The organism is Colwellia sp. BRX9-1 (assembly GCF_014077195.1).
Lineage (GTDB): Bacteria > Pseudomonadota > Gammaproteobacteria > Enterobacterales > Alteromonadaceae > Colwellia_A.
The window spans coordinates 41,824-65,571 of sequence record NZ_JACGVM010000008.1 but is presented as its reverse complement, the minus strand read 5'-3'; the positions used below and the strand labels follow the sequence as shown (position 1 = coordinate 65,571).

The following is a 23,748-nucleotide window of genomic DNA, read 5'->3' as shown; positions in this document are numbered from 1 at the left end:
ATATTTATTAACTCGTTGGATATCATAATACTTTTCAAATGAATTGGTTAGCAAAAATAAATCTAAATACGGTTGTTGTGCGTTTAGGCGCATTTCGTTCCGCCCTTTTACTTCTTCTCGTGATTGTTATCTGTCTTTACAGTGGCTATCGTGTTGGGAATTTTTATCATGGTTATCAAGTTAAAACGTTAGCACAACAGCAAACGCGATTGAGTAAACTTTATGAAAAGAATGTTCAGCAAAATAGTCAGATTAATACCCTTGAAGTAGAGTTAGAAGTTGAACGTATGGCTAATCAGCACTCCCAAGAGCTTTTAAAAAGCATGGAGTCTGAGCATTATGAAGTAAAAAAAGAATTAGCTTTTTATGAAAAAGTGATGGCACCAGAAAAAACCGCTGATGGATTGGCGATTGATCGAATGATGATCCACCCAACAGCCAGTCCACATCATTTTCGTTTTCAAATTGTTTTAATGCAACAGCAAGTACGTAAGCGTTTTGCTAAAGGCTATGTCGATTTTACTTTATTGGGGAGCTTAGATAATAAGCCAAGCGAATTAAAGTTAAGTAATATATCGGTATCTACAAAGAAAGATTTATCTTTTAGTTTTCAATACTTTCAAATTGTTGAAGGTGAGTTCACTCTTCCTGCAAACTTTTTACCCGAAAAATTAGCGTTAGCTGCTATTTTACCAAAAAATAGATGGCAAAAATATCAGCGAATAGACCAGAGCTATATCTGGAATGATTTATTAAAAAACACTCAATAATGACAAGTGTTTTTTAATTATTCACGCTATTCCTCAGTAAGCTTTTCCATAAGTGCTATAGCAGCAGCTCTGTTAGGAAGTGTACTTTCATTTTCTAACGCAGCCTTTAGATATTTCTTTGCTTCACCCTTGCGATCTAATTGATATAAAGTAACAGCTAAGTGATACTTTATTTCAGCATTGTTGAAATCTTTAACAATAACTTGTCTAAATATAGGTAGTGCCAAATCTGCTTGTTTATTTAGGGTATAAGACCAAGCAAGTGTATCCATTATTGCGACATTATCAGGTAATATCTTGTCTGCTTTTTTTGCATACGTTAATGCCTGAGGGAACTGCTCCAGTTTAATGAATACTTGTGCGGCATTATTCAACAAAATTGGCAGTTCAGAAAACACCTCAATTAAATCTTGGTATTTTTTAGCAGCACTCTGCAGTTGATTTGTTGCGACTAGTGTATCCGCGATTGCTATTTGAGAGGTAATGTCTCTTGGATTTTCTTTAACCCAAAGGGTCAATAAATCAAGCGCCTTTGAAAATTGTTCTTGTTGTTTGTATACACGATATAAACCATAAACGGCGGGTCGGTTTTGACTTTTTTTCAAGGAAGCTAGAAATATTTTTTCTGCTTCGGCTAGTTTTCCTAATTGTAAGTATAAGTTACCCTCAAGGTTGTTTAAAAATATAATATTAGTACTTTTTTTGGCTATACGCTTTAAAATATCGAGCGCTAACGTTTCGTTTTTTTGTTGCAGATAAATATCAAACAACTTTAAATGGGAGTCAAGATTTTCAGCATTCCATGAAATAGATCGTTTTAAGCTGAGTGTAGCGCCTTCAAAATCTGATCGTGACAATTGTGCATCAGCAAAAATATTATAAACATTTGATTTATCATTACTATTTTTAACCGCCAATTCGAAAGTACTAAACGCTTTTTGGTATTCTTTATCTGCCATGTATAAATTAGCCAGTGCTAGATAAATACTTCCTGCTTTGTTGTTTTTGTTTAAAAACTCACTGGTTAAGGTTATCGCTTCTTTCAATTGGCCAAGCATGACTTGTATTTCAATAATATTTATTAATGCATTGGGGTTAGTATTATCAACACTGTAGGCTTTTTTGTAGGCTGATAACGCTTCATTATTATTGTTGGTTAGGCGATGTATATTACCTAGCTCAATCAGTAAAAATGAATTGGGTTCTGTTAGTTCAACGATTTTCTTATTTATTTTTGCTATCGCTTTTTCTGGCTGTTGTTCTATAACATCGATTCTTGATAAATGGACAAGTGTCCTAAGGTTGTTAGGGTTTAACTTTAGTGATTGTTCTAGTGATTCTTTTGCTAGTAGGTGCTGTTCTAATTGACCTAATAAAATACCTTTTTTTAAGTGCAAAACGCTATCATCACTTTGTAAAATTAACGCAAGGTCTAATTGCTCTAGTGCCTGTTCAAACTGATTGTTTTGTTGGAAGGCCTCTGCGAGCAGCACAATAAAACTTATATTAGCATCTATTGATTTTGCTAATTGAAGGTGAGTAATAGCTTGTGGGAACTTTCCTGTTAAAATTTCTAACTTTGCTAACTCAAATAAAGGTTGGGGATTTTCTTTATCACTGTCAATAACATCTTTGAGGTAATCTTCAGCAAGTTGTAGTTCTCCTAATACGGTATAGGTCTGACCAAGAAGCGACCATGTTTCAACGTCGTCAGGGGCTACTAGCTTAGATTTTACTAATAATGTTTTTGCACGAAAGGGATTATTTAATGCGAGTTCAATTTGAGCGGCTAACTTTAACGCTCTTATATCGTCACTAATAATAGCGATATATTTTTGCAAAAAATCTTGAGCCTTTAAGTTTTCTTGTTGCTGAAAACTAATCACACCCGCTAAATAAAGATACACGGGATTCTGTTTCATTATATCTTCGGGTAATCCCATTAATACGGTATTGATATGAGCGGTTGTTTTATTAACTTCTTCAGTATTACCTAAGGCACTGTTTGCAATTATCTTTAAATAATTTGCTTTCGGCTCATTGGGGATTTCTGTGATGATTATACCAAGGTCGTTTAAAGCAAGTTGAAAATCACCCAGTTCAATATATAAACTGGCTCGTGTAAGTAACGCAGGAAAATCTTTATTGTTTAGCTCAATAACTTGTGAAATTATTTTTAACGATTCAATCCGATTGCCAGCTTGCTGTTCTATATTAGCAAGCATTGTCAAAGCGACACTGTTTGTTGGCGATAAAGAGAGTGCTTTATCAATATAGGCTCTTGCTTGGAGCATATTTCCATTAAGCAGTTCTACTTGTGCTATGCCTAATTGGGCTTTGATACTACTAGGCATATACTCTAAAGCTTCTTGGAATAAAACTTTTGCTTGCGCTAAGTTATTCATCGCTATAAAAGCACGTCCTTGCAATACGGCAACTTTACTCAGTTGTTGTTTTTGAGTTATAGAAGCCATTGGCGCATTAATTACTTTTTTATATTTTTGCTGTAAAAGATAAGCTTCAAGCATTAACGGCAGTATTTTACTTTCATCAGCATTCTTTTCTTGAGCGTTTTCTAGTTGATTTTCTGCCGAAGCGCCATCACCCATAGCAATATATACTTCGGCGAGTAACACCATAGAAGGTAAATGTTCAGGATCATTTTTTAAGGCATTCTTTAAATGAATAATTGCCGCATTGAGTTCAGAAAGGTAAAAGCTTGCTAGGGCATCTTCATAAGGTTTATCTGCGTTTTGATCGGGCAAAGCCAGAGCATGCGAACTCAGCAATAAAATTGTGCCGGAGAGTAAGGCTAAAGTCGTTTTTACCAAAGAGGCCATTTAATTATTTCTCTTATGAAAATCAATTGCTAAGGATACTAGGAGTCATTATGAATATCTAGCAGATCTTTAATTGTTTAAGTTGTACCGTTAATAGTTGTCGATATTTTTTACACTTTTAGGTAAAATAACCGATATATCAAATAATATAATCCTATGCACTTAAAAATAAAGGGCTTTTTAATCTTGGCTTGAATATTGAGTTGTGTGGGGTCAATAAGTAAATAAAATTTATACATAGTCTTGTGTTTTTATTACACATGTTATTTATGCCAGTATTTAGAAGTAGGTTTAAAATATGAAATGTTTAAAATGGATTGCAATCGCTGCACTTTCAGTATCAAGTATTAACGGGTTTGCTGTGGATATCCCGGCGGAAACGATCATGGATAAATATATTGGTGCAGGTTACGATGGCGATATTAATGGTAGTAAGTATAGATATGACATTGATAAGATGGTGGTTTCTCGAGTTGGAACAATACTAAATGTTAATATTTTTACATCATTTTACAATAACATTGGCGATAATGATATTGAGTTAGGTGATTTGTTTATGGCCGCGGACAAAGACCTTAATAACAGCGGAACATCTCCTTGGAATCCAGACGGTGCTCTGCCAAACACGGGTGATAGATATTCTAAAACGGATACTAATACGGGTACAAACTGGAACTATGTTTATGACCTTGGCAGTTCACGTAATAATAAATCAGGTACAGGTGACTTGAGAACAGGGTTTTCTAACAACAACTTAATCGTTTCATCAGATGAACATCGAAATGCCCGTTACAATCAAGCTGTTCGGTCTGGTAATGATGGTACAACTATTACATCTTCAGATTGGTCTGTTGGCGGTCGTTCTTATAAAATAGGAAATGTTGGTTATGGTAAAGTTAGTTTTTCGTTTGATGTTGCCAATACTGCATTAGCGACAGCTAATCAAATTGCCTTTCGCTGGGCAATGACCTGTGCTAACGACATTATTGAAGGTGTAGCTTCTTTTGCTCCTCCTAAAGATACTATTGCAGTGCCAGAGCCACAAACATTTGTATTAATGTTACTTGCTATGTTTGGTCTTATTTACCGTAGAAAAATAACTCACTAATTGACCGTTAGCTACTGACCCGTTAGTGGTTTAATTAATGCGCTATATTTAATTATATAGCGCATTTTTTGTATATATTTAAGATGAAATTTTTCTTCTTGCTGATAAATTTTACTATCTCAGACAATACTTGACTAAATTAGTCAAGTTTAAGATAATACACGCGAGACACTCCCGTAACATCTTTGTAAGTAGAGCAATATGTCAACTCCCGAATTACCAATAAAATTTTCCGATGCCGCCGCAAATAAAGTATTATCTTTGATCACAGAAGAAGAAAATCCGGAATTGAAATTACGTGTTTATGTAACAGGTGGTGGTTGCTCAGGGTTTTCATATGGATTTACTTTTGATGAAAAAGTAAATGACGGTGACATGACTATTGTGAAAAAAGGCGTCACTATGGTTATTGATCCTATGAGTTTACAATATTTAGTTGACGGCGAAGTTGACTATATTGAAGGTTTAGAAGGTAGTAGATTTTTAGTACATAACCCAAACGCTTCATCAACCTGTGGTTGTGGATCTTCTTTCTCAATCTAATTCTCTTTAGTTACATTGCGATTAACAAAAAGCCAGCGAAATATCACTGGCTTTTTTGTGCTTTTTTTTCAGCTACGGCCATTCTTTTATTTAAAAAGTTTTTTAAATTAGGCATGCTATTACACCTGATACTGCCGCCAAGCAAGGTTGACATCGCTTTTAGCGCACTATTAAATTTACTGCTATTACAATCTACCTCTTTAATTTTTGCTTTCGCTGGGGCTAACTGATCATACGTTGTGATGGATTGGCCAACGGTACTCTTCTCGGTTAGGTATTTAGTTAAGCTGTTGTTTGCAGCGTTTTCACGGGCTTGGTTATCTAAACGTTGCTTAAGCTTCTCCAGTGACGTTTGACTCATTTTTTTACTTGATGTTTTACTCTCCAACACGTTTTTATCAATTGGCTGTTTAGATAACTTTGCAGGCTGTATCTTCCTATTATTGGTTTTTTCTAACCATTCATTACTTCTTTTTTTTCATCTGTTGGCATGGTTTATTTAATGGCTAGCGGTTCCTTGCTGGAAGTAAGAATCGCTTTTTTCCTTAACCGTAAAGGAAAATATAGGCGAGCTTGAATAATAGGGTTAACCGAATCGTTATTTTTTACTGCGCTAAGTGGAACTGTTGATAACCCTTGTGTAAAAATGATCAGTACAGCTATATGCAAGATAATCGAGAAGGTCAGTCCTTTGCTTAATTTATTCAAATGTAATCCTCCTTGTTTACTTTATATTTAGCGCTGTAGTATTGAGCTATAAATCTTTTAAAAGTTCAGTATTCGCTTAATTAGGGCTCAATGGTTTTAATAAAGATAGTTTGCCACTTTTTTAAGGCGAACCTATTTGCATGTCGGCGCAAGATTCTTGATACTGAATTAATTCTACAATCAATAATATCTATAAAAGGGAATATAATGCTTAAAGTGCCTTTTCAATCTGTAATAAAAACGCTTGTTTTCAGTAGTACTTTGTTAGCTTTATCAAGTTCAGCGGCAACACTGACTGAATCAGAAACTAAGCAACTGACACAATTAAAAAATACCGCTCTGCAATCTAATTTGTCCTATCAAGTCTTAGAATCTTTAACCACGGAAGTGGGGCATCGATTAATGGGTTCAGAAGGTGATAGAAAAGCTGTCATTTGGGCGCAAGCTAAAATGAACGCTTTAGGCTTTGATAAAGTGTGGACAGAAGAAGTCACGGGTACTTTTTGGCAACGTGGTGAAGCACAAGCGAAAATAATCTCGCCTTATCCTCATAAGGTCGTCGCCATTGCTCTTGGTGGCAGTATTGCTACCAGTGAAGAAGGGTTGATTGGAAATGTTGCACATTTTGAAACCTTAGCTGACTTAATCGCGGCACCAGATAACAGTTTAGATGGAAAAATTGCATTTGTTTCTTATCAAATGGAAGAGCATATCGACGGTAACGGCTATGGTCCAGCCGTAGGTACGCGTGTGGGTGGGGCAGTTGTAGCCGCTAAAAAAGGGGCATCAGCATTAATTATGCGTTCTGTAGGTACAGACAATAACCGTATAGCTCATACCGGCATTATGCGTTATGAGGCTGGCGTGAAAAAAATTCCTGCAGCTGCGCTTTCAAATCCTGACGCAGACTTACTTGTTAATCAATTAAAGCGCAATAAACCGGTTAGCTTTTTTCTAAAATTAACCAGCCATACTGATGCTAAAATAACAGCCGTTTCTGCCAATGTCATTGGTGAAATAACCGGTAGCGAATTTCCTGATGAAATTGTCTCAATTGGTGCTCATCTTGACAGCTGGGATGTGGGTACGGGTGCATTAGATGATGGTATGGGTGTTGCTATGATGCTTGCTTCTGCTCATCACATTGCTCAATTACCTATACGTCCAAAGCGCACTATCCGCGTCATTCTTTTTGCGGCTGAAGAAGTGGGTTTATTAGGTGCCAAAAAATATATGGAGGTCCATGAAAAAAATATGGATAATCATATCATTGGCGCCGAATGGGACTTTGGTGTTGGTAAGATTTATAAAATGACTTCGGGTGTTGGTAAAGAGTCATTAACGGCAATTAACGACCTTGCTAAGCATCTTGCGCCGTTAGGCGTTGAATTATCAAACGATAATAATGCACAAGCACAATCAGATATGAGTGTAATGAGCGCTGCAGGTATGCCAAGCATGAATTTTGCACCTGATGGCACCAAGTACTTTGATTATCACCATACAGAGAACGATACCTTGGACAAAGTGAACCCTGAAGACTTAAAGCAAGCAACAGCGGTTTATACTCTATTTGCTTATTTTTCAGCTCAATCAGGAATTAACTTTAGAAAATAATATGAGGAGTCGTGAAAAATCAGGTGGATTTTTCGCGACTCATTATTCATCACTTCGTAAATATAATCCCTTGTTCTTTTTATTTAACTCACCGACACCTGATCTTCTATTATTACAAGTATAAGAAACATTTATTGTTTTCTTGATTTTATTAGAACTATAAACTTAACTTTTAATAAATATACTCACTAATAGTTGACGGAAAAAATTCTCTAAAGTTCTCCACGATAGTAAATGAATAGTACCTTCACTGTGCCTATTTTCATTTTTATTAAAAAAGGTGAATTAATCTTTGGTGTTTACTCACGTTAATGCTGGTGAATTAATCTTTGGTGTTTACTCACGTTAATGCTGGTAAAGTAATAGGTGGCTACAGCCATTTATCATGAAATTACTAAAAACGTATCCAGCTAATCATCTTATGATTTATAATAAGTTGAACTTAGCCTAGCGATTGAATAACAACAGACTTTCTTGTGGAGTGTATGCTTGATAAGCACTTCTAGCAGATTTAGAGCATTGTGTAGAACGGAGTCTAGTCATTGAGTTTCATTTAAGCTCAACTTAAGAAAATGCTAATGTAAAAGTAGTTAAAAATTTTTGAAGGCCCGAAGGGCTTATTATTTGAGTATTTTAACAATGTACGGTGCATCGTACGTCATTTACGATTAGGATAAATATGAAGTTTTTTAAAGAATTACCTATATTTCATAAAATATTAGCAATACTAGCGATTGCAATTTTGAGCTTTGTTATTAATTTACTTATTAACATTACTGCCATCTCTAAAAACCAAATATTATTACAAAAAATTCAAAATACTACGATTCATTTGGTTAACTTAACCAGTGAAAATGTCAGTACTTGGCAACGTGTAGATGAGCTCTACAACCAGAGTGTCTCTTTTGGTGATGAAGAGTTAGTTGATCAAGCTAGTGAGTTAGTTACGGTATTAACTGGTAATTTAACGCGTATTGATTCACTTGAACCCTCATTTTCCGATACTTCTACTTTAGTCTCATTAAGTAACGAGTATAATGATATCGCGCGAAAGATTTCAGTAGGATTTATCAAGGAAGAAATCGATTTTCAATTGGCCTCAACAAAGACCAGTATTGATAATAAAGCAGATATTTACCAAAAGGTTACTGACAGCTTAGCCCAGGAAAAAGAAAAGGCGGCTAAAGTATTTAATACCTTGGTTGAAGAAACTGTGGCTAACTCTAGTGACTCAAGAGATTTAAGTATTTTAGTGGGTATTTTACTTTTGGTTATGATGTCACTGTTGAGTATCGTCATCGCACGTTCAATTAGTCATTCAGTATTAAATATAGATGCTTCTTTAAAAGAACTGGCAGAAGGTGATGGTGATTTGACCAACCAGATTGAAGTCATGAGTCAGGATGAATTAGGCAGTGTTGTTAAGAACTTTAATGCTTTTACTCAGTTGCTAAGAGGTATTGTTTCAGATGTCATTGATGTTGTGCCACCCCTGACTAAAAGTGCTGAGCAATTGGCTGAAAAGGTACGTGATGTTGATGCTAATGTACAAAGCCAAGCAGAAGTAGCCGAAATAACAAAACAATCTATGGTTGAAATGCAATTTAGTGTTACTGATATTGCTAAGTCTGCCGCAGAAGCGGCAAATGCTGCAGGTTCTGGAGAAGCAGAAGTTAATAGAGGCATGGAGAATGTTCAGCGTTCTTTACTTATCTCAGGTGAATTAGTCCACGAAATTGGTAATGCAGCTGATGTGGTTGATAGGCTCGCTAAAGACTCACAGAACATGAATAAAATTCTTGATGTTATTAATGGAATCGCTGAACAGACAAATTTATTAGCGTTAAATGCTGCAATTGAAGCGGCCCGAGCGGGCGAGCAAGGCCGAGGCTTTGCTGTAGTTGCTGATGAAGTTAGAAGTTTAGCTTCAAGAACAGCGTTATCGACTACTGAGATTCGTGGTTTACTAGATAAGCTCATTTCAGCGGCTGACCAATCGGTAAGTACTATGGGATTAGCGCGAGAAAAAGCAAATACCAATGAGGAAATATCACTTGCAGTTGATAAATCTTTAACAAATATAAAAGAACAAATCGGTCATATCAGTTCAATGAACAGCCAAATTGCTACGGCAACAGAAGAACAATCTTGCGTTGCTGAGACCGTTGTTAACAATATAGAGCAAATGTATAACAGTTTTGGAGCGACTCAAACAGCGATCGAAGAAATTGGTAATGTGGCTCATTTAGTTGATAAAAATGCCATTCAATTACAGAAAGCAACATCGAAGTTTAAGGTTTAAGACCTTTACCCTTCCATTAAAAGAAATTCGATGATTTTGTTCATATCTAGATCAAAGTCATCGGCTCTTACCCCTCTAACAATAAAGTCTTCATTGTCGGATAAGTTTATATCTTCAGCCATTACGTAACGGCCATCTAAAGAATTATAGAATGAACGCACATTAGGGTTGATTGGGTCGCCGTCATTTCTGCTTTCGACAATAGCCAGTTTATTGGAACTCAATTCCACTAATGAGCCAACAGGATAAATACCCATACACTTGATAAATAAGTCGACTAAACGCTGATCCAAATGCTCTTTTTTCGCCAAACTTCGTAAAATACTAAATGCTTTTATATGGCTATAACCCTCTTTATAACAACGGTTGGCGGTTAGGGCATCAAAAATGTCACAAATGGCAATCATCCGACCATATTTCGTGATTTTTTCTTTAGGGATGTTATAAGGGTAACCAGTGCCGTCGAGCTTCTCATGGTGGAGGGCAGCAACTTCAAGACTCAATTCGGAAATACCCGGTGTCGACTCTATTATTTTTATCGAGTGGTCTACGTGGCTTTTCATTATGGTAAATTCAGCTTCTGTTAACTTACCCGGTTTATTTAAAATGCTGTCTGGAATATTAATTTTACCGACATCATGTAAAAAAGCACCAACTGAAAGTAACTGAACTATTTTTTTATCTATTTTTAAAAAACGCGCAAAAATCGTCATTAATACAGAAACCGATACTGAGTGCTCAAGTAAGTACTCATCTTTTTTCCTGATATTGATAACACAGGCTAAGGCATCCGCATTTTTAAATACGGTATCAATGGTTTTATTCGTTATTTCAATAACGGGTGTTAGGTTTATATTTCTTCCTTGTTGAGCATCTGAAAATACTTGCCGTTGAATCTCTTTTGATTGATTAAAAAGTTTTTTCGCTTTGCTTATCTCTAAGATAATGGGTGATTTATTACTTGCGGGTAAGGGAGTCTCTTTTATACGACCAACTATATTATTATCGGCATCGAAGGTCAGTGTTTTGCTGGTATCAATTAATAAACTTTCGACGCCCCTGCTACGCAAATTACCTATAACCTTGATATTTTTTATATGGCCAGGGGTTGTTAAGCTGTAAGCGCCTCGTTGTTTGGCAATATCAACCACATAATGCCCTTTTAATAATCCTGAAATTTCAATTTCAACAATCATACATAATTTACTCGTTAAACTAACAGCTGTTTTCTATTATTCTTTAGTTGATATAAATGGGTATCAGCCTCTTTTAGCAGTTCGTCCATCGAACGTTTTCCATCACTTGCTGCTACCCCACAGGTTATTGTAACGGGTACAACGGCTTGTTGGTAATGCATAGGGTTTTTGATAAAAAACTCGCTTAAACGTATTGCTGCTAGTTCCGCTTCTTGGTGTTTTTGGCTTGCCAATACCACAACAAATTCATCGCCTGCGAAACGAAAACAGCGGTCATTCTCTCTTATTAATCCTTGTAAATTTGTTGCTATATAAGTTAGTACTCTATCACCACAATCATGACCGTATCGGTCATTAACTTGTTTGAAATCATTACAATCAACAAATAATAGTGAAAAGGGAACGCCATACCTTTGCTGTCGTACTAACTCCTCAGCAATAAACATTTCCATTAAACGACGGTTGGCAACACCGGTTAAGCGATCATAATGTGCCATGTATTCAAGTTGCTCTCGAATGAGTACATTGGATAAGCACAAACTTACTTTAGTAGCGAGTTGCTCTAAATGAAAGGTGCCAAGTATATTACTAAAGCGACTTTTATCTCTATCAGAAAACAATAGGCTGCCAAAAAGTTGCCCTTCTAGTATTAAGGGAATAAGCGCAATAGATTGTGCTTCTATGAGTAATTCAGTAGGTATAACAGCAGGTAAATTATCTAAATCATTCGTTAGGAAAGGTTTACTGTCATGATGAAAAGCTTTTAACTGCTCTAAAGATATTTTGTTACTATGTCGCTGTTGCCAATTTGATTGCAATTGTTCGTTGAATAAATAGCTAATCGGTGTTGGTTCAACCAAAAGTAAAGTAATTGAAGTGATATCAAATTTTTGTTGTATTGAGTTCAACAAACGTTGGATAAGTTCTTCACAAGATTTACTTTCAAGTACTTCTTTTTCTATTTCAAATAGCTTTAGTGCAATGTTTTCATTAGCTTTTGAGTTGGCGATTAGTTGCTCAATTTCTAATTCTGACATAATCATTTCTTGTTTTATGAAACCGTTTTAATTGTGTTCTTTTCAGAGCTATTGTGCAAGGGCTTAGTCAAATCCCCTTTGTTAATCGCGATATTGACTAAAACATTACTTTTAAACGCTAAGGTAGTTAAGATAATGGTATTAATATTGCTTAACCTTTAATAGTTGATAAAAGAGGCTGTTGGCAACAAAAAAATGTCAGTCTTCATTACTTAACCTTTTTTATGTTCAGCCGATAATAAGTTAATGCTTATATATTTATTTGAATTTTTGGATTGTCATTTATGCGATTTTTATTAGTAATTTTAGCGTTGTTATTTTTTATAAGTAATACCAGCTATGGTCAAAAACTTGAAGCCGTGCAAATTTATACAGATAACCAGCTGTTGGGTTTGATTAAAGAGAATAAACATTTAGGGCAAGTTGTGCTCGACGAATGTCAGCTTGTACAAGACATTGAAGCACGAGCCACTAAATCAGAATACCCTTCGTACCAATTTCTTTGGGGGGATATGCTAGCGTATGGTGTCTGTGTTAAAAAAGATGTACCGCTTGGACTTCATTTTATGAAAAATGCTGCAGACCAAGCTTTGCCTGAGGCACTTGAACAACTCGGGCGTTACTACCATACTGGTAAATTTATGCAGGTTGATGTAGAAAAAGCAATGTTTTATCTCAGAGAAGCCGCGGCAGTAAATAATTTAAAAGCACAAATCCGTTTAGCCGATATTTATGCACAAGGCTATGGCAGTCCATTAGACTACCCAGAGTTATATACACAACTTCATCACTCGGTTACCGATGATAAAAAAATTCATCAGCAAATTGCAAAAATATTATCAGCGTTGGCAGTTAAAATGCCAGAGCATGTTGTTAATTCAGCCAAAGAAGGTAAATTTTAAGCTGTTTTTCATGCGATGACATTTTTTATCGCATTACTCGCTTAATAGCTTTAGCTAATCAACCCCTTGATTAACATGAGCCTAAACGACTTTATTGCGTTATTAAATTTTAAAATAGCATCATCATTCGATAAAATTAATGCCTATCGGCATCGTTTTTAATTACCACTGAAAACCAACGCTTTGATTGGTAACGGGTATAGGTATATAATTGCTGCATTAACACATTAATCGAGTTTATCCCCTGAAAGATCCTCATCAAAAACGCGAAGCACAAAAATACGACAATCCAGTGGCGAGTCGAGAATTACTATTATCAGTAATAGAAAACTCTGCTGTGCCACTTAATTTTAAAGCGATATGCAAAGCTTTGAATTATCATGATGAAACTCATCATGTTGGCGTAAAACGACGTTTGCGTGCTATGGAAAATGCAGGTCAGCTTGTTTTTAATAAACTTAAACAATATGTCATTCCTGCGAAAAATAGTTTGATCACCGGTAAAGTTACCGGTCATCGTGATGGTTTTGGCTTTTTTATACCTGATATTGCTAAAGGTGAGAAGCCAGGCAAAGACTTTTATATTTCATCTCACGAAATGCAACGGGTATTCCATGGTGATATTGTTAGCGCTATTTTAGTGGATCGTACCGATCGCAAAGGCCGACAAGAAATTAAAATAATTGAAGTCATCGAACCGCGTAAAGCTGGCATTGTTGGCCGCTTCTATGTTGAACATGGTATCGCTTATATTGTTCCAGACGATGCGCGTATTAAACAAGATATTTTGATTGAACCCGAAAGCAAGCTTGGTGCGCGCCACGGACAAATGGTGGTGGTCAATGTTTTGCACCGTCCATCAAAACGCAATAATGCCGTAGGTGAAGTGATTGAAGTCTTAGGTGATCATTTAGCACCAGGCATGGAAATTGACATTGCTCTACGTGAGCATGATTTACCACATGAATGGTCGGCTAGCGTTATTGAAGAAGTTGCAACAATAGCAGACGAAGTCGAAGACGAAGCAAAAATTTCACGAGTTGACTTACGTGACTTACCGCTAGTCACTATAGATGGCGAAGACGCTAGAGATTTTGATGATGCTGTTTACTGTCAGCCTGAAGAATCGGGTGGCTGGCGTTTATGGGTGGCTATAGCGGACGTAAGTTACTACGTACGTAATGGTACAGCGCTTGATGATGAAGCTATATCTCGTGGTAATTCGGTCTATTTTCCGAGCCAAGTTATTCCTATGTTACCGGAGAAACTATCTAACGGCTTATGTTCATTAAACCCTGATGTTGACCGTTTATGTATGGTTTGTGAAATGACTATCAGTGCGTCAGGTGAGTTGTCGGGTAGTAAGTTCTACTCAGCCGTTATGCGCTCACATGCTCGCTTTACTTATAGCAAAGTCGCAGCAATTTTATCGGGTGAAGACGCAACCGAAAAGGCAGCGTTGCGCGAACAATATCAGCCATTAGTCGGCGATTTAGAAAATTTATATCAAATGTATTTAGCATTAAAGACCTCGCGAACTAATCGTGGTGCCATTGCTTTTGAAACCTCCGAGTCTCTATTTTTGTTTAATAGTGATCGTAAAATAGAATCGATTGTGCCGCTTATTCGTAACGATGCGCATAAAATCATTGAAGAATGTATGGTTTTAGCGAATGTGGCAACGGCAAAATTTGTAGAAAAACACCAAATGCCCGGTTTATTCCGTGTCCATGACAAACCGAGTGAAGATAAGTATAAAAACTTTGTCAGTTATTTAACTGAACTCGGCATATCCTTGCCAACGCGAGAGCAACCTGAACCTGCTGATTACGCTAATATTTTAAATCATGTTCAAGGTCGTCCAGATCAAGAGTTGATCCAAACCATGTTGCTGCGCTCTATGCGCCAAGCCGTTTATCAAAGTGAAAATTTAGGACATTTTGGTTTAGCACTCGAGTCTTATAGTCATTTTACTTCGCCAATTCGTCGTTATCCAGATTTGGTTATTCATCGAGTGATTAAAGCGATTCTGGCAAAGCAAGCACAAAGCGCTAACGAAAGTAATGAAGCGAACGCCGGATTTTACCAATACTCACCTGAAGAAGTTATTGAACTAGGAGAGCATTGTTCAATGACCGAACGTCGTGCTGATGATGCGACTCGTGATGTTGCTGATTGGTTGAAATGTGAATTTATGCAAGATCACGTTGGTGATACTTTCACCGGTGTTATTTCAACCGTGACTAATTTTGGTCTATTTGTACGCTTAACCGATTTACATATCGAAGGCTTAATTCATATAACCTCTTTAGGGCATGACTATTATCACTTTGATGATGTTCGCATGTGTTTGAGCGGTGAACGTTCGGGCACTAAATATCGTATTGGTGATGTTTTAGAAGTTAATGTTGCCGCAGTAAACTTGGATGAGAAAAAAATAGATCTCGTTTTGTCGGGTGAACAAGCCCCGAAAAGTAGTGGTAAACCTGATGGTAAATCGAAAGCTAAAAGTACAGGGCTGAGAAAAAACGCCGATCAAGGCTTTAATAGGCCCAAGGGAACTAGCGAGAAAGGAGCGCCTAAAAAGCCAAAAGACAAGAAAACAGAAAAATCAAAAGCTAAAAAGCGTACCGCACGAAAAAAACGTCCAGGTAAAAATGCTCGTAAAACGGCTGAGTAATATCGGTTAAAAAGTCGTAACGATTAACGTTCGACCGATACGTAATGAAGCTCGATATAGAGTAATTAAAGAAGAAGTTGAAAAGAGAATAACATGGCAAAACAAGACGAATTAGTATTTGGTATTCATGCTGTTAATGAATTAATTAAACGTGCTCCAGAACGCTTTATTGAGCTTTTTTTATTAAAAGGTCGTGAAGATGAACGGTTAATGACGATCATTAATTTATCAAAAAAGTATGACATATCCACCCAGCTTGTTAGCCGTAAGGTCCTTGATGAAAAAAGTGATGGTGAACAGCATCAAGGCGTCTTAGCACGTATTACTCAAGGAAAAACGTACACCGAAAATGATCTCGTTGATATTCTAGCCCAAGCCAAACAAAAAGATGAAACACCCTTTTTATTAATTCTTGATGGTGTCACTGATCCTCATAATCTTGGTGCGTGTCTTAGAAATGCAGATGCGGCTGGTGTACAGGCTATTATTGTTCCAAAAGATAATGCGGCCCGCCTAACAGCAACAGTGCGTAAGGTTGCTGTTGGTGCGGCTGAAACCGTGCCATTGGTACAAGTGACAAATTTAGTACGTACGATGAAACAGTTGCAAGACAATGGTGTTTGGATTATTGGTACAGCAGGAGAAACAGATCATTGTTTATACGATGAGAAATTAGCTGGCCCAATGGCATTAGTGATGGGCGCAGAAGGTAAAGGTATGCGTCGATTAACCCGTGAAAACTGTGATCAATTAGTGAAATTACCTATGGCTGGCAGTGTTTCAAGTTTAAATGTTTCTGTTGCTACCGGCATTTGTTTGTTTGAAATAGTACGCCAACGCCGTTAATGCTTACCTACATTAATGCTAGTTAAGTTGCTCCACAGCTTTAAATCCCAATAAAATCATCAAAGAAGTCATTTTCTTGGTGATTTTTTTGTTTATTGCCCTGTATCCTTATATTTATCTTGCCTTCGCTGCTTATATTTACTACACTTCGCGACCTTAATTCAGCCCGAACTTTTTGTTCCTTGCCTCTTTCTGGTGTTTGGCTGAGCCAGCTAATGAGGCTACAACCGTAAGGAGCTCGTAATGCGTCATTACGAAATCGTATTTATGGTTCACCCTGATCAGAGTGAACAAGTACCTGGCATGATCCAGCGCTATACAGACTTGATCAATGCTGCTGAAGGCAAAGTCCACCGTCTTGAAGACTGGGGCCGTCGCCAATTAGCATACCCAATCAATAAATTGCACAAAGCACACTATGTTTTATTAAACATTGAAGCGCCACAAGCAGTTATTGATGAGCTTGAAACAGCTTTCCGTTACAATGATGTTGTTATTCGTAACATGATCATGCGTACTAAAGACGCAGTAACAGAAGCGTCAGCAATGGCTGCTGCTAAAGAAGAACGTCGCGACGATCGCCGCGAAGTTAAGAAAGATGCTCCAGCTGTTACAGAAGCACCAGTTGCTACTGAAACTACAGAAGAAGCTGCGAGCGAATAAGTAACTCGTGACAAACTCTCTTTATGAGAATTGCCTTGTGTTGGTAGGTGAAGTGGTAAAACCACCGAAAAAATCAACAAGCCCTGCAGGTATTCAGCATTGTCAGTTTTCAATGGACCATAAGTCCATACAAAATGAAGCTGGCATGAACCGACAAGCATTTGTCCGAATACAGGTTGTCGCAACAGGTGAGCTGTCACAAAACTTAACTCGTGATTTAATTGCGGGCAGTAAGCTCAAAGTGACTGGTTTTATAAACCGTCATGAATCAAGAAATGGTAACCCACTTCTTGTCTTACATGCTCAACATATTGAAATGATTAATTAAGGTGGTTTTTTTGGTTGGTTGATCTACCCAATAAAGACACCATATTTAGGAGAAATCCATGTCTCGTTTTTTTAGACGTCGTAAGTTCTGCCGCTTCACAGCGGAAGGTGCTACCTCTATCGATTATAAAGATATTGCTACACTGAAAAACTATATCACTGAAAGTGGTAAAATCGTTCCTAGCCGTATTACTGGTACTGCCGCTAAATATCAACGTCAACTTGGTCGTGCGATCAAGCGTGCTCGTTACTTAGCTTTATTACCATATACTGATTTACATAAGTAACCTAAAAAGGGGTTTTGAAAATGGAAGTAATACTTCTTGATAAAATCGCCAAATTAGGCGGCCTTGGTGACAAGGTATCAGTTAAATCTGGTTATGCACGTAATTTCTTATTACCGCAAGGTAAAGCAGTTTTTGCATCTGAAGCTAACGTTGAACATTTTGAAGCACGTCGTGCTGAAATTGAAACAGCATTAGCAGCAACTTTAAAAGCTGCTGAAGCTAAAGCTGCTAAAATCGTTGAATTGGCTGAAATCACTATCGCATCATCTGCGGGTGAAGAAGGCAAATTATTCGGTTCTATCGGTACTAAAGATATTGCTGATGCAATTACTGAAGCAGGCGTTGAAGTAGCGAAAGCTCAAGTACGTATGCCTTTAGGTACAATCCGTGAAACGGGTGAATTCGAAATCGCAATTCACTTACACAACGATGTTGATACTAACATTAAAGTTGTTGTTATCGCTGAAGCTTAATTTAGTTCGCTAAATTACGTTGATAAAATACCGTTATTTCTTTTTAAGAATAGCGGTATTTTTTTGCCTATTATTATCGATACTATAAATATTTTCACCTGAAAATTACCACTGTAAAATAATTCCCCCCTCTAAAATATCATTCAAAAGTAGGCATACACCAGTCGTTAGCATTAAGTAAACCTCGTTCAATTAAACCGCCAATACCTTGTAATCCACCAGTATGTAATAAGACCAGGCGATGTCCTTTAGGAAAATACTGCTGATTTATTAAGTCTAATAACGCTAGAATCATTTTTCCTGAATATACAGGTTCAAAAATAAAACCTGTTTGTTGGCTGAAGCTTAATATTTTTTCCGCATCTTCTTTACTAAATTTAGCATAACCGCCACGATGAAATTCTGGCATTATTTGCCAATTATTGAAATGTAGATTATCACCGAGCAGGCTATTTACCTGTTCTGTTAAGTAACCGTCTTGCTTTAATACGGCAATCCCTAAAATATTATGCTGATTATTATCTGCTTTTATAAGTCCGGCTAATGTACCACCACTACCCACAGGTGTTATTAAAGTATCAAATTCACATTGTTGATTTAATTCAGCTATTACTTCGCCAACGCCACCTAATGCTAAGGTGTTACTGCCGCCTTCAGGCACTATGAAATAGTCAGGGTATGTGAGTTGTAATTGAGCTAAGTACTCCTTGTTTTCACGAAGTCGATAGGATTTTCTGTCAACAAAGTGCAGTTCCATACCCCATCGCTGCGCCATCGAGAGGGTGAAGTTACTCGCATATTCCTTTTCACCCCGAATAATACCAATGCTTTTTAACCCCTGCTGATGGCAAGCAAAGGCGAGGGCGTGAATATGATTAGAAAAACTGCCTCCAAAACTTATCACACCGATATAGTTATGTGCTTGCGCGTGGTGTAAGTTTAATTTTAATTTACGCCATTTGTTGCCAGATATTATTGGATGAATAATGTCGTCCCGTTTGATCGAAACAGAGAGTTGATGCCTCTCAAATAAAGGGTGGCTGATTTTCTGTAAAGGAGATTCTGTTTTCATAAAAGGTAATGTTATTCTTTACTTAAATATAACTACTCGATAAAAAACTTGCGCCTTTAATGGAATAGGGGATAATGATTTATAGACATCTGACTATAAATAATAATATTGATAAATGTCACTTATTAAAAAAATAAATAATTTTTTCTCCAAAGTTGAGTCCAAAGACTTGTTAGGTGTAAGTTTACATCAGCATTCTTTTGCCTTTTTTTTCTGTCCAGAACAGGGGGAATCTCAGTTTCAACAAATTAACTCGTCATTGGCAGAACATCCCCAACAGATTAAAATTCAAAAAGAAAAGTATCAATTGCAAGGGCAATGTCATCTCGTGCTGGCTTCATCACAAACCCAAATATTGCAAGTCGACAAACCCAATATTCCTGATAATGAATTAAACGCCGCTTTAAAATGGCAGATTAAAGATCTCGTTAACCATTCTCCAGAAGATATGGTACTCGATTATTTTGACGGTCCAACACTTTCTGGCGGCAATGAAAAAATAAACGTTGTTTGTGCTTCCAAAAAAGAATTATTAACCTTGATTGGTCCACTCAATCAAGATGGGCTAATATTGAAGTCGATTACTACAGAAGAATTCGCCTTTGCCAGTTTACTGCCAGTGAAAGATGATGCCTGTTTAATGGTATGTCAGCAACCTAACGAAGAAATAATTTTACTGATCGTTAAGCAAGGCAAAGTATTTTTCTCTCGTCGTTTACGTGGCTTTGCTCAAATTGCAACCAAAACAGAAGAAGAGTTATCATTTGGTATTGTTGATAATTTAAACCTTGAAATTCAACGTTCAACTGATTATTTTGAGCGTCAATTAAAACAAGCACCTATACGCAGTATTGAAGTTATTGTGCCGATGGCTAATGAGGCGTTGCTTGCACGTAAATTGGCTGAAAACACCAATGTTGCTGTGAACTTATTCACCATGCCTGAAGGTTTTAACCATGCACGAGAGTTTGCGGTGAGCTTAGGAGCAACAAAATTGAATAATATGGAGCCAATAAAATAATGGCAAAAAATTCAATTAATTTACTACAACAAGACTTATTGCCTAAACAAGTGCTGGTGACTTTACCCCGCGTTGTTATGCTTTGGTCTTTAGTGCTCGTCTTTATGCTGTCTTGGACTTTTTTTAACCATTATCAAGTAACTGAATTGACCGCTAAGTACGTAGCGCTTTCTCAAATCAAAACTAATCAAGATAACCAACTTGCTCAACTAGAAGATAAGCTCAAAGCGAACAGAGCAGACGTGAAAGTGCTTGAAGAACTAGCCATGTTGAAAATTGTTTTGAAAAATAAAAGTGTGCTATTGAATGAATTAACTGACCGCACTCATACTTCGGTGGCAGGTTTTGCCTCATCGATGACAGAACTGTCTTTAATGCATCATAAAGACATTAGTTTGCAGCATGTTAATATTACTTATCAAGATTTAACGTTTTCTGGTGTGGCGCGAACGCCAGAAGCGGTACCCGCATGGTTAGCTAAATTTGAAACATCAAAGTTTTTATCAGGTAAATCATTTATTAATTTTTCTCTTAACGAAAATGAGCAAAAGCTTACCGAATTTTTAGTTAGTTCTAAATCAAAGACCGGAGGCGCCGATGAATAAACAATGGCAAGCGTATAGTGAAAAATATTTAACGATTACTCCTCGTGAACAATATATGGTGTTATTAACTGGGTTAGTTGCCATTATATTTATTATTCATAACTTCTTTATTGATGATAACGCGCTAAAGATTGTTAAGCTTGATAAGCAAATTATACAAGTGAACAACGACAATCGAACAGCGAAAGCTTCTATATTAATTTTTGAAGAAGGCTTGTCAAAAGATCCTAACGAATCATTAAATAAGCAAATCTCACAATATAAAGATAAATTAAATAAGGTTGATGTAAATTTATTAAAACTTACCTCAGACTTAATAGACCCTGTTCAAATGCGTTACGCGTTAATGCAGTTATTAAAAACCCAGAAAGGTGTTTCTTTACAATCATTTCAAGTTATTGCTGCACAGCCGATGAACATCGCTAGTACAGCGACTGCGGTTACCGGTGATGGCACTAAAACGGCTGTCGTTAGCTCTGACCAGCCAGAATTGATACTTTATCGTCATGCGATAAAAATTAAACTCAGCGGTAGTTACTTTCAATTACGTGACTACTTAACACAGCTGGAAGCATTATCTTGGAAGTTTTTTTGGCAAGAGTTTACTTACCAGCTAAAAGAATACCCAGTGAGTGAGTTAGAAATAGAAATGTACAGCTTAAGTACTAAACGGGAGTTTATAGGTGTTTAAAATCTTAACTTTCAACAGTATTTTTTTTATAATTTTGCTGACTTCTATTGTGGTTAACGCTCAAGATGTTGACCCAACTAAACCGCTTTCAGGTACTGATTTTTCATCAATGAGCAAAGCTCAAACGACACCGAAAGCAGAATTAATATTAGAAAGTATTATTCATGGTGTAGAAGTACACACAGCTGTTATTAATGGCCAAGTGTTAAAAATAGGTGATTTTATTCGCCAGTATGAATTAGTAGCTGTGAACAATACCAGCGTGGTCTTACGTTCAGCAGAAAAACGCTTAAAGCTCAGTGTTTTTTCTAGTGTCGTGGTTAAATCAAAATGAAAAGATATGATCAAATGAAAAACACTCAAAGAAAATTTTATTGTTTCACCTTACTGTTAACTTTGTTTGGTTGTCAAACGGCGCCAGATAAACCAACTGAAATGATTAATGCACTAGACAAAGCGATTGAAGAATCGAGTAAGCCTGCGCCTAAAGCATTGCAACAAGTGCCAAATGCTATTCAGCAAGAATTAATGCAACGTAATGTTAGCCAAGCTCGAGAGGGTTTATTGGCAGAAAAACGCTTAGAAATTGCCGCTAGCGATGTTAGCGCACAAGAGTTTTTCGCAGCCTTAGTCGACGAGTCAGCGTACAGCGTTGTTGTACATCCCGACGTAAGCGGTACGATTACCTTGAACTTGAAAAGCAGTACGCTTAATGAAGTGCTTGATGTTGTTGAAGAGGTTTATGGCTATGAAATTAGACGTAGTGGCAAAATAGTACAAGTTTACCCAGCCGGTATTCGCACTGAAACTATTCCACTAAATTATTTGTTTGTTAAACGCTCAGGCATGTCGAGTACTAGTATTAATTCTGGTGGCGTGTCAGAAAATGACCAAGGTAGTGGTAATAACTCAAATAACAGTTCAAACGGTAATTCAAACAATTCTGGTAATTCAGGTGGTGGAAACAACCAAAATAGTCAGCAAGGAAGTAGCGGTATTAATATTTATACTGAGACCACATCTGACTTCTGGGCTGAATTAAAAGAAACGCTAACGGTATTGGTAGGTTCTGAAGAAGGCCGTTCAGTTTTTGTTTCTCCGCAAGCAGGCTTAGTGACTGTTCGCGCTTTTCCAGATGAAATAAAAGTCATTAAGAGTTTTATTAACGATACAGAAACTCATTTACGTCGCCAAGTCATTATTGAAGCTAAGATTATGGAAGTTACGCTCAACGATGATTATCAGCAAGGTGTTAAATGGGATCAAATTTTAGGCAGTATTGGTAGCACTAACTTAGCTTTTTCAACGTCTGGCTCCATCGCTGGCAATGTTATTTCAAATACTATTGGTGGCACAAGTAACCTTACCATTAACAATAACGATTTTTCAGGCGTTATAGATTTACTCTCTACCCAAGGAAATGTTCAAGTATTGTCAAGCCCAAGAATTACCGCTACCAATAATCAAAAAGCGGTAATTAAAGTCGGTGGTGATGAATATTATGTTACTGAGGTTTCAAGTACGACGACTACCGGTACGTCAACTACTACTACACCTGAAATTAACCTAACCCCTTTTTTCTCAGGGATTGCTTTGGATGTTACCCCTCAAATAGATGGTAATGGTGAGGTTATTCTTCATGTTCATCCTTCAGTTACTTCAACTGATGAGCAGACTAAAGTTATTAAACTTGGCAGTGAAGAAATAATTTTACCACTTGCACAAAGTAGCGTACGTGAGTCCGATACTATTATTCGTGCTAAATCAGGTGAAATAGTGGTGATTGGTGGGTTAATAGAAACACGTAAAGTGATGTTAGATTCAAAAACACCTTTTTTGGGCGATATTCCATTTATGGGAGAGTTATTTAAAAGTAAAAGTGAAACTACCCAGAAAAAAGAACTGGTGATCATGTTAAAGCCGATTGTTATTGGCCAGGATACTTGGAAAAATCAATTACAAGATGCTCGCTCATTATTGAAACAATGGTTTCCTGAGGAAAATGATTTTTCTCAAAGTGAAAAAGGTAGGTCTGATGATTCTAGCGACAATGAATAATA

At 36.9% G+C, this 23,748-nt stretch carries 23 protein-coding genes; 17 read left to right on the top strand and 6 right to left on the bottom strand.

The window, feature by feature from the left end:
* Positions 1-38: 38 nt before the first annotated feature.
* Positions 39-770: a DUF6776 family protein gene (locus tag H4J76_RS09645; protein ID WP_182215579.1), complete on the top strand. Its 732-nt coding sequence runs from the start codon at positions 39-41 to the stop codon at positions 768-770.
* 26 nt (positions 771-796) lie between these two features.
* On the opposite strand, the gene prsT is transcribed toward H4J76_RS09645, so the two are convergent.
* Positions 797-3,610, bottom strand: coding sequence for an XrtA/PEP-CTERM system TPR-repeat protein PrsT (gene prsT / locus H4J76_RS09640; RefSeq protein WP_182215578.1), 2,814 nt, complete (start codon positions 3,608-3,610; stop codon positions 797-799).
* 298 nt (positions 3,611-3,908) lie between these two features.
* Here prsT and H4J76_RS09635 point away from each other — a divergent pair, with 298 nt between their 5' ends.
* Positions 3,909-4,718 carry a PEP-CTERM sorting domain-containing protein gene (locus tag H4J76_RS09635; protein WP_182215576.1) on the top strand — a complete coding sequence of 270 codons (810 nt, stop codon included), beginning with the start codon at positions 3,909-3,911 and terminating at the stop codon, positions 4,716-4,718.
* A 201-nt stretch (positions 4,719-4,919) separates the two neighbouring features.
* Positions 4,920-5,261 (top strand): iron-sulfur cluster insertion protein ErpA, encoded by a 342-nt coding sequence (erpA, locus tag H4J76_RS09630; protein ID WP_070375537.1) that lies wholly within the window; start codon positions 4,920-4,922, stop codon positions 5,259-5,261.
* Positions 5,262-5,304: 43 nt separating this feature from the next.
* Here erpA and H4J76_RS09625 read toward each other — a convergent pair whose 3' ends face one another.
* Both H4J76_RS09625 and H4J76_RS09620 read right to left on the bottom strand, forming a co-directional pair.
* Positions 5,305-5,622, bottom strand: coding sequence for a hypothetical protein (locus tag H4J76_RS09625; protein WP_182215574.1), 318 nt, complete (start codon positions 5,620-5,622; stop codon positions 5,305-5,307).
* Positions 5,623-5,756: 134 nt separating this feature from the next.
* Complete coding sequence (locus H4J76_RS09620; protein ID WP_182230512.1) at positions 5,757-5,969, bottom strand: hypothetical protein; 213 nt, start codon at positions 5,967-5,969, stop codon at positions 5,757-5,759.
* Positions 5,970-6,176: 207 nt separating this feature from the next.
* Here H4J76_RS09620 and H4J76_RS09615 point away from each other — a divergent pair, with 207 nt between their 5' ends.
* A complete protein-coding gene (locus H4J76_RS09615) occupies positions 6,177-7,586 on the top strand; it encodes a M20/M25/M40 family metallo-hydrolase (RefSeq protein ID WP_220466015.1) in 1,410 nt (469 codons plus the stop codon).
* A gap of 679 nt (positions 7,587-8,265) precedes the next feature.
* Positions 8,266-9,888, top strand: a complete 1,623-nt coding sequence (locus H4J76_RS09610; protein WP_182230511.1) for a methyl-accepting chemotaxis protein — start codon at positions 8,266-8,268, stop codon at positions 9,886-9,888.
* Positions 9,889-9,893: 5 nt separating this feature from the next.
* Here the strand turns inward: H4J76_RS09610 and H4J76_RS09605 are convergent, their stop codons facing one another.
* Together H4J76_RS09605 and H4J76_RS09600 are read right to left on the bottom strand one after the other, a co-directional pair.
* On the bottom strand, positions 9,894-11,084 hold the full coding sequence (locus H4J76_RS09605) for an HD-GYP domain-containing protein (RefSeq protein WP_182230510.1): 1,191 nt from the start codon (positions 11,082-11,084) through the stop codon (positions 9,894-9,896).
* 14 nt (positions 11,085-11,098) lie between these two features.
* Positions 11,099-12,121 carry a DUF484 family protein gene (locus H4J76_RS09600; protein ID WP_182230509.1) on the bottom strand — a complete coding sequence of 341 codons (1,023 nt, stop codon included), beginning with the start codon at positions 12,119-12,121 and terminating at the stop codon, positions 11,099-11,101.
* A 284-nt stretch (positions 12,122-12,405) separates the two neighbouring features.
* Here H4J76_RS09600 and H4J76_RS09595 point away from each other — a divergent pair, with 284 nt between their 5' ends.
* From H4J76_RS09595 to rplI, 7 genes are all read left to right on the top strand, one after another.
* Complete coding sequence (locus tag H4J76_RS09595) at positions 12,406-13,023, top strand: tetratricopeptide repeat protein (protein ID WP_182230508.1); 618 nt, start codon at positions 12,406-12,408, stop codon at positions 13,021-13,023.
* 292 nt (positions 13,024-13,315) lie between these two features.
* Positions 13,316-15,703: a ribonuclease R gene (gene rnr / locus H4J76_RS09590; protein WP_404842532.1), complete on the top strand. Its 2,388-nt coding sequence runs from the start codon at positions 13,316-13,318 to the stop codon at positions 15,701-15,703.
* Positions 15,704-15,796: 93 nt separating this feature from the next.
* On the top strand, positions 15,797-16,549 hold the full coding sequence (gene rlmB, locus H4J76_RS09585; RefSeq protein ID WP_070375544.1) for a 23S rRNA (guanosine(2251)-2'-O)-methyltransferase RlmB: 753 nt from the start codon (positions 15,797-15,799) through the stop codon (positions 16,547-16,549).
* A 243-nt stretch (positions 16,550-16,792) separates the two neighbouring features.
* Positions 16,793-17,212, top strand: a complete 420-nt coding sequence (gene rpsF, locus H4J76_RS09580; protein WP_070375545.1) for a 30S ribosomal protein S6 — start codon at positions 16,793-16,795, stop codon at positions 17,210-17,212.
* 37 nt (positions 17,213-17,249) lie between these two features.
* Positions 17,250-17,540: a primosomal replication protein N gene (gene priB / locus H4J76_RS09575; protein WP_083277989.1), complete on the top strand. Its 291-nt coding sequence runs from the start codon at positions 17,250-17,252 to the stop codon at positions 17,538-17,540.
* Positions 17,541-17,598: 58 nt separating this feature from the next.
* Positions 17,599-17,826 (top strand): 30S ribosomal protein S18, encoded by a 228-nt coding sequence (gene rpsR, locus H4J76_RS09570; RefSeq protein WP_070375547.1) that lies wholly within the window; start codon positions 17,599-17,601, stop codon positions 17,824-17,826.
* A gap of 20 nt (positions 17,827-17,846) precedes the next feature.
* Positions 17,847-18,299 (top strand): 50S ribosomal protein L9, encoded by a 453-nt coding sequence (gene rplI / locus H4J76_RS09565; RefSeq protein ID WP_182175428.1) that lies wholly within the window; start codon positions 17,847-17,849, stop codon positions 18,297-18,299.
* A 139-nt stretch (positions 18,300-18,438) separates the two neighbouring features.
* On the opposite strand, the gene H4J76_RS09560 is transcribed toward rplI, so the two are convergent.
* Positions 18,439-19,371, bottom strand: a complete 933-nt coding sequence (locus tag H4J76_RS09560) for a 1-aminocyclopropane-1-carboxylate deaminase/D-cysteine desulfhydrase (protein ID WP_182230507.1) — start codon at positions 19,369-19,371, stop codon at positions 18,439-18,441.
* A 115-nt stretch (positions 19,372-19,486) separates the two neighbouring features.
* Between H4J76_RS09560 and H4J76_RS09555 the strand changes: the two genes are divergently transcribed.
* Genes H4J76_RS09555 through mshL form a run of 5 tightly spaced genes read left to right on the top strand, consistent with a single transcriptional unit; the run spans position 19,487 to position 23,746 of the window.
* Positions 19,487-20,392 carry an MSHA biogenesis protein MshI gene (locus tag H4J76_RS09555; protein ID WP_182230506.1) on the top strand — a complete coding sequence of 302 codons (906 nt, stop codon included), beginning with the start codon at positions 19,487-19,489 and terminating at the stop codon, positions 20,390-20,392.
* Positions 20,392-20,997, top strand: coding sequence for a PilN domain-containing protein (locus tag H4J76_RS09550; protein ID WP_182230505.1), 606 nt, complete (start codon positions 20,392-20,394; stop codon positions 20,995-20,997). Before H4J76_RS09555 ends, H4J76_RS09550 begins: the two co-directional genes overlap by 1 nt.
* Complete coding sequence (locus tag H4J76_RS09545) at positions 20,990-21,688, top strand: hypothetical protein (protein ID WP_182215559.1); 699 nt, start codon at positions 20,990-20,992, stop codon at positions 21,686-21,688. The genes H4J76_RS09550 and H4J76_RS09545 overlap by 8 nt, the downstream gene beginning before the upstream one ends.
* Positions 21,681-22,022, top strand: coding sequence for a hypothetical protein (locus H4J76_RS09540; protein WP_182215557.1), 342 nt, complete (start codon positions 21,681-21,683; stop codon positions 22,020-22,022). The genes H4J76_RS09545 and H4J76_RS09540 overlap by 8 nt, the downstream gene beginning before the upstream one ends.
* 14 nt (positions 22,023-22,036) lie before the next feature.
* On the top strand, positions 22,037-23,746 hold the full coding sequence (gene mshL / locus H4J76_RS09535) for a pilus (MSHA type) biogenesis protein MshL (RefSeq protein ID WP_182230504.1): 1,710 nt from the start codon (positions 22,037-22,039) through the stop codon (positions 23,744-23,746).
* Positions 23,747-23,748 lie beyond the last annotated feature (2 nt).

Coding starts and splice junctions, on each gene's coding strand:
- H4J76_RS09645 (WP_182215579.1), top strand. CDS start 39: ATGAATTGGTTAGCAAAAATAAATCTAAATACGGTTGTTGTGCGTTTA.
- prsT (WP_182215578.1), bottom strand. CDS start 3,610: ATGGCCTCTTTGGTAAAAACGACTTTAGCCTTACTCTCCGGCACAATT.
- H4J76_RS09635 (WP_182215576.1), top strand. CDS start 3,909: ATGAAATGTTTAAAATGGATTGCAATCGCTGCACTTTCAGTATCAAGT.
- erpA (WP_070375537.1), top strand. CDS start 4,920: ATGTCAACTCCCGAATTACCAATAAAATTTTCCGATGCCGCCGCAAAT.
- H4J76_RS09625 (WP_182215574.1), bottom strand. CDS start 5,622: ATGAGTCAAACGTCACTGGAGAAGCTTAAGCAACGTTTAGATAACCAA.
- H4J76_RS09615 (WP_220466015.1), top strand. CDS start 6,177: ATGCTTAAAGTGCCTTTTCAATCTGTAATAAAAACGCTTGTTTTCAGT.
- H4J76_RS09610 (WP_182230511.1), top strand. CDS start 8,266: ATGAAGTTTTTTAAAGAATTACCTATATTTCATAAAATATTAGCAATA.
- H4J76_RS09605 (WP_182230510.1), bottom strand. CDS start 11,084: ATGATTGTTGAAATTGAAATTTCAGGATTATTAAAAGGGCATTATGTG.
- H4J76_RS09600 (WP_182230509.1), bottom strand. CDS start 12,121: ATGTCAGAATTAGAAATTGAGCAACTAATCGCCAACTCAAAAGCTAAT.
- H4J76_RS09595 (WP_182230508.1), top strand. CDS start 12,406: ATGCGATTTTTATTAGTAATTTTAGCGTTGTTATTTTTTATAAGTAAT.
- rlmB (WP_070375544.1), top strand. CDS start 15,797: ATGGCAAAACAAGACGAATTAGTATTTGGTATTCATGCTGTTAATGAA.
- rpsF (WP_070375545.1), top strand. CDS start 16,793: ATGCGTCATTACGAAATCGTATTTATGGTTCACCCTGATCAGAGTGAA.
- rpsR (WP_070375547.1), top strand. CDS start 17,599: ATGTCTCGTTTTTTTAGACGTCGTAAGTTCTGCCGCTTCACAGCGGAA.
- rplI (WP_182175428.1), top strand. CDS start 17,847: ATGGAAGTAATACTTCTTGATAAAATCGCCAAATTAGGCGGCCTTGGT.
- H4J76_RS09560 (WP_182230507.1), bottom strand. CDS start 19,371: ATGAAAACAGAATCTCCTTTACAGAAAATCAGCCACCCTTTATTTGAG.
- H4J76_RS09555 (WP_182230506.1), top strand. CDS start 19,487: ATGTCACTTATTAAAAAAATAAATAATTTTTTCTCCAAAGTTGAGTCC.
- H4J76_RS09550 (WP_182230505.1), top strand. CDS start 20,392: ATGGCAAAAAATTCAATTAATTTACTACAACAAGACTTATTGCCTAAA.
- H4J76_RS09545 (WP_182215559.1), top strand. CDS start 20,990: ATGAATAAACAATGGCAAGCGTATAGTGAAAAATATTTAACGATTACT.
- mshL (WP_182230504.1), top strand. CDS start 22,037: ATGAAAAACACTCAAAGAAAATTTTATTGTTTCACCTTACTGTTAACT.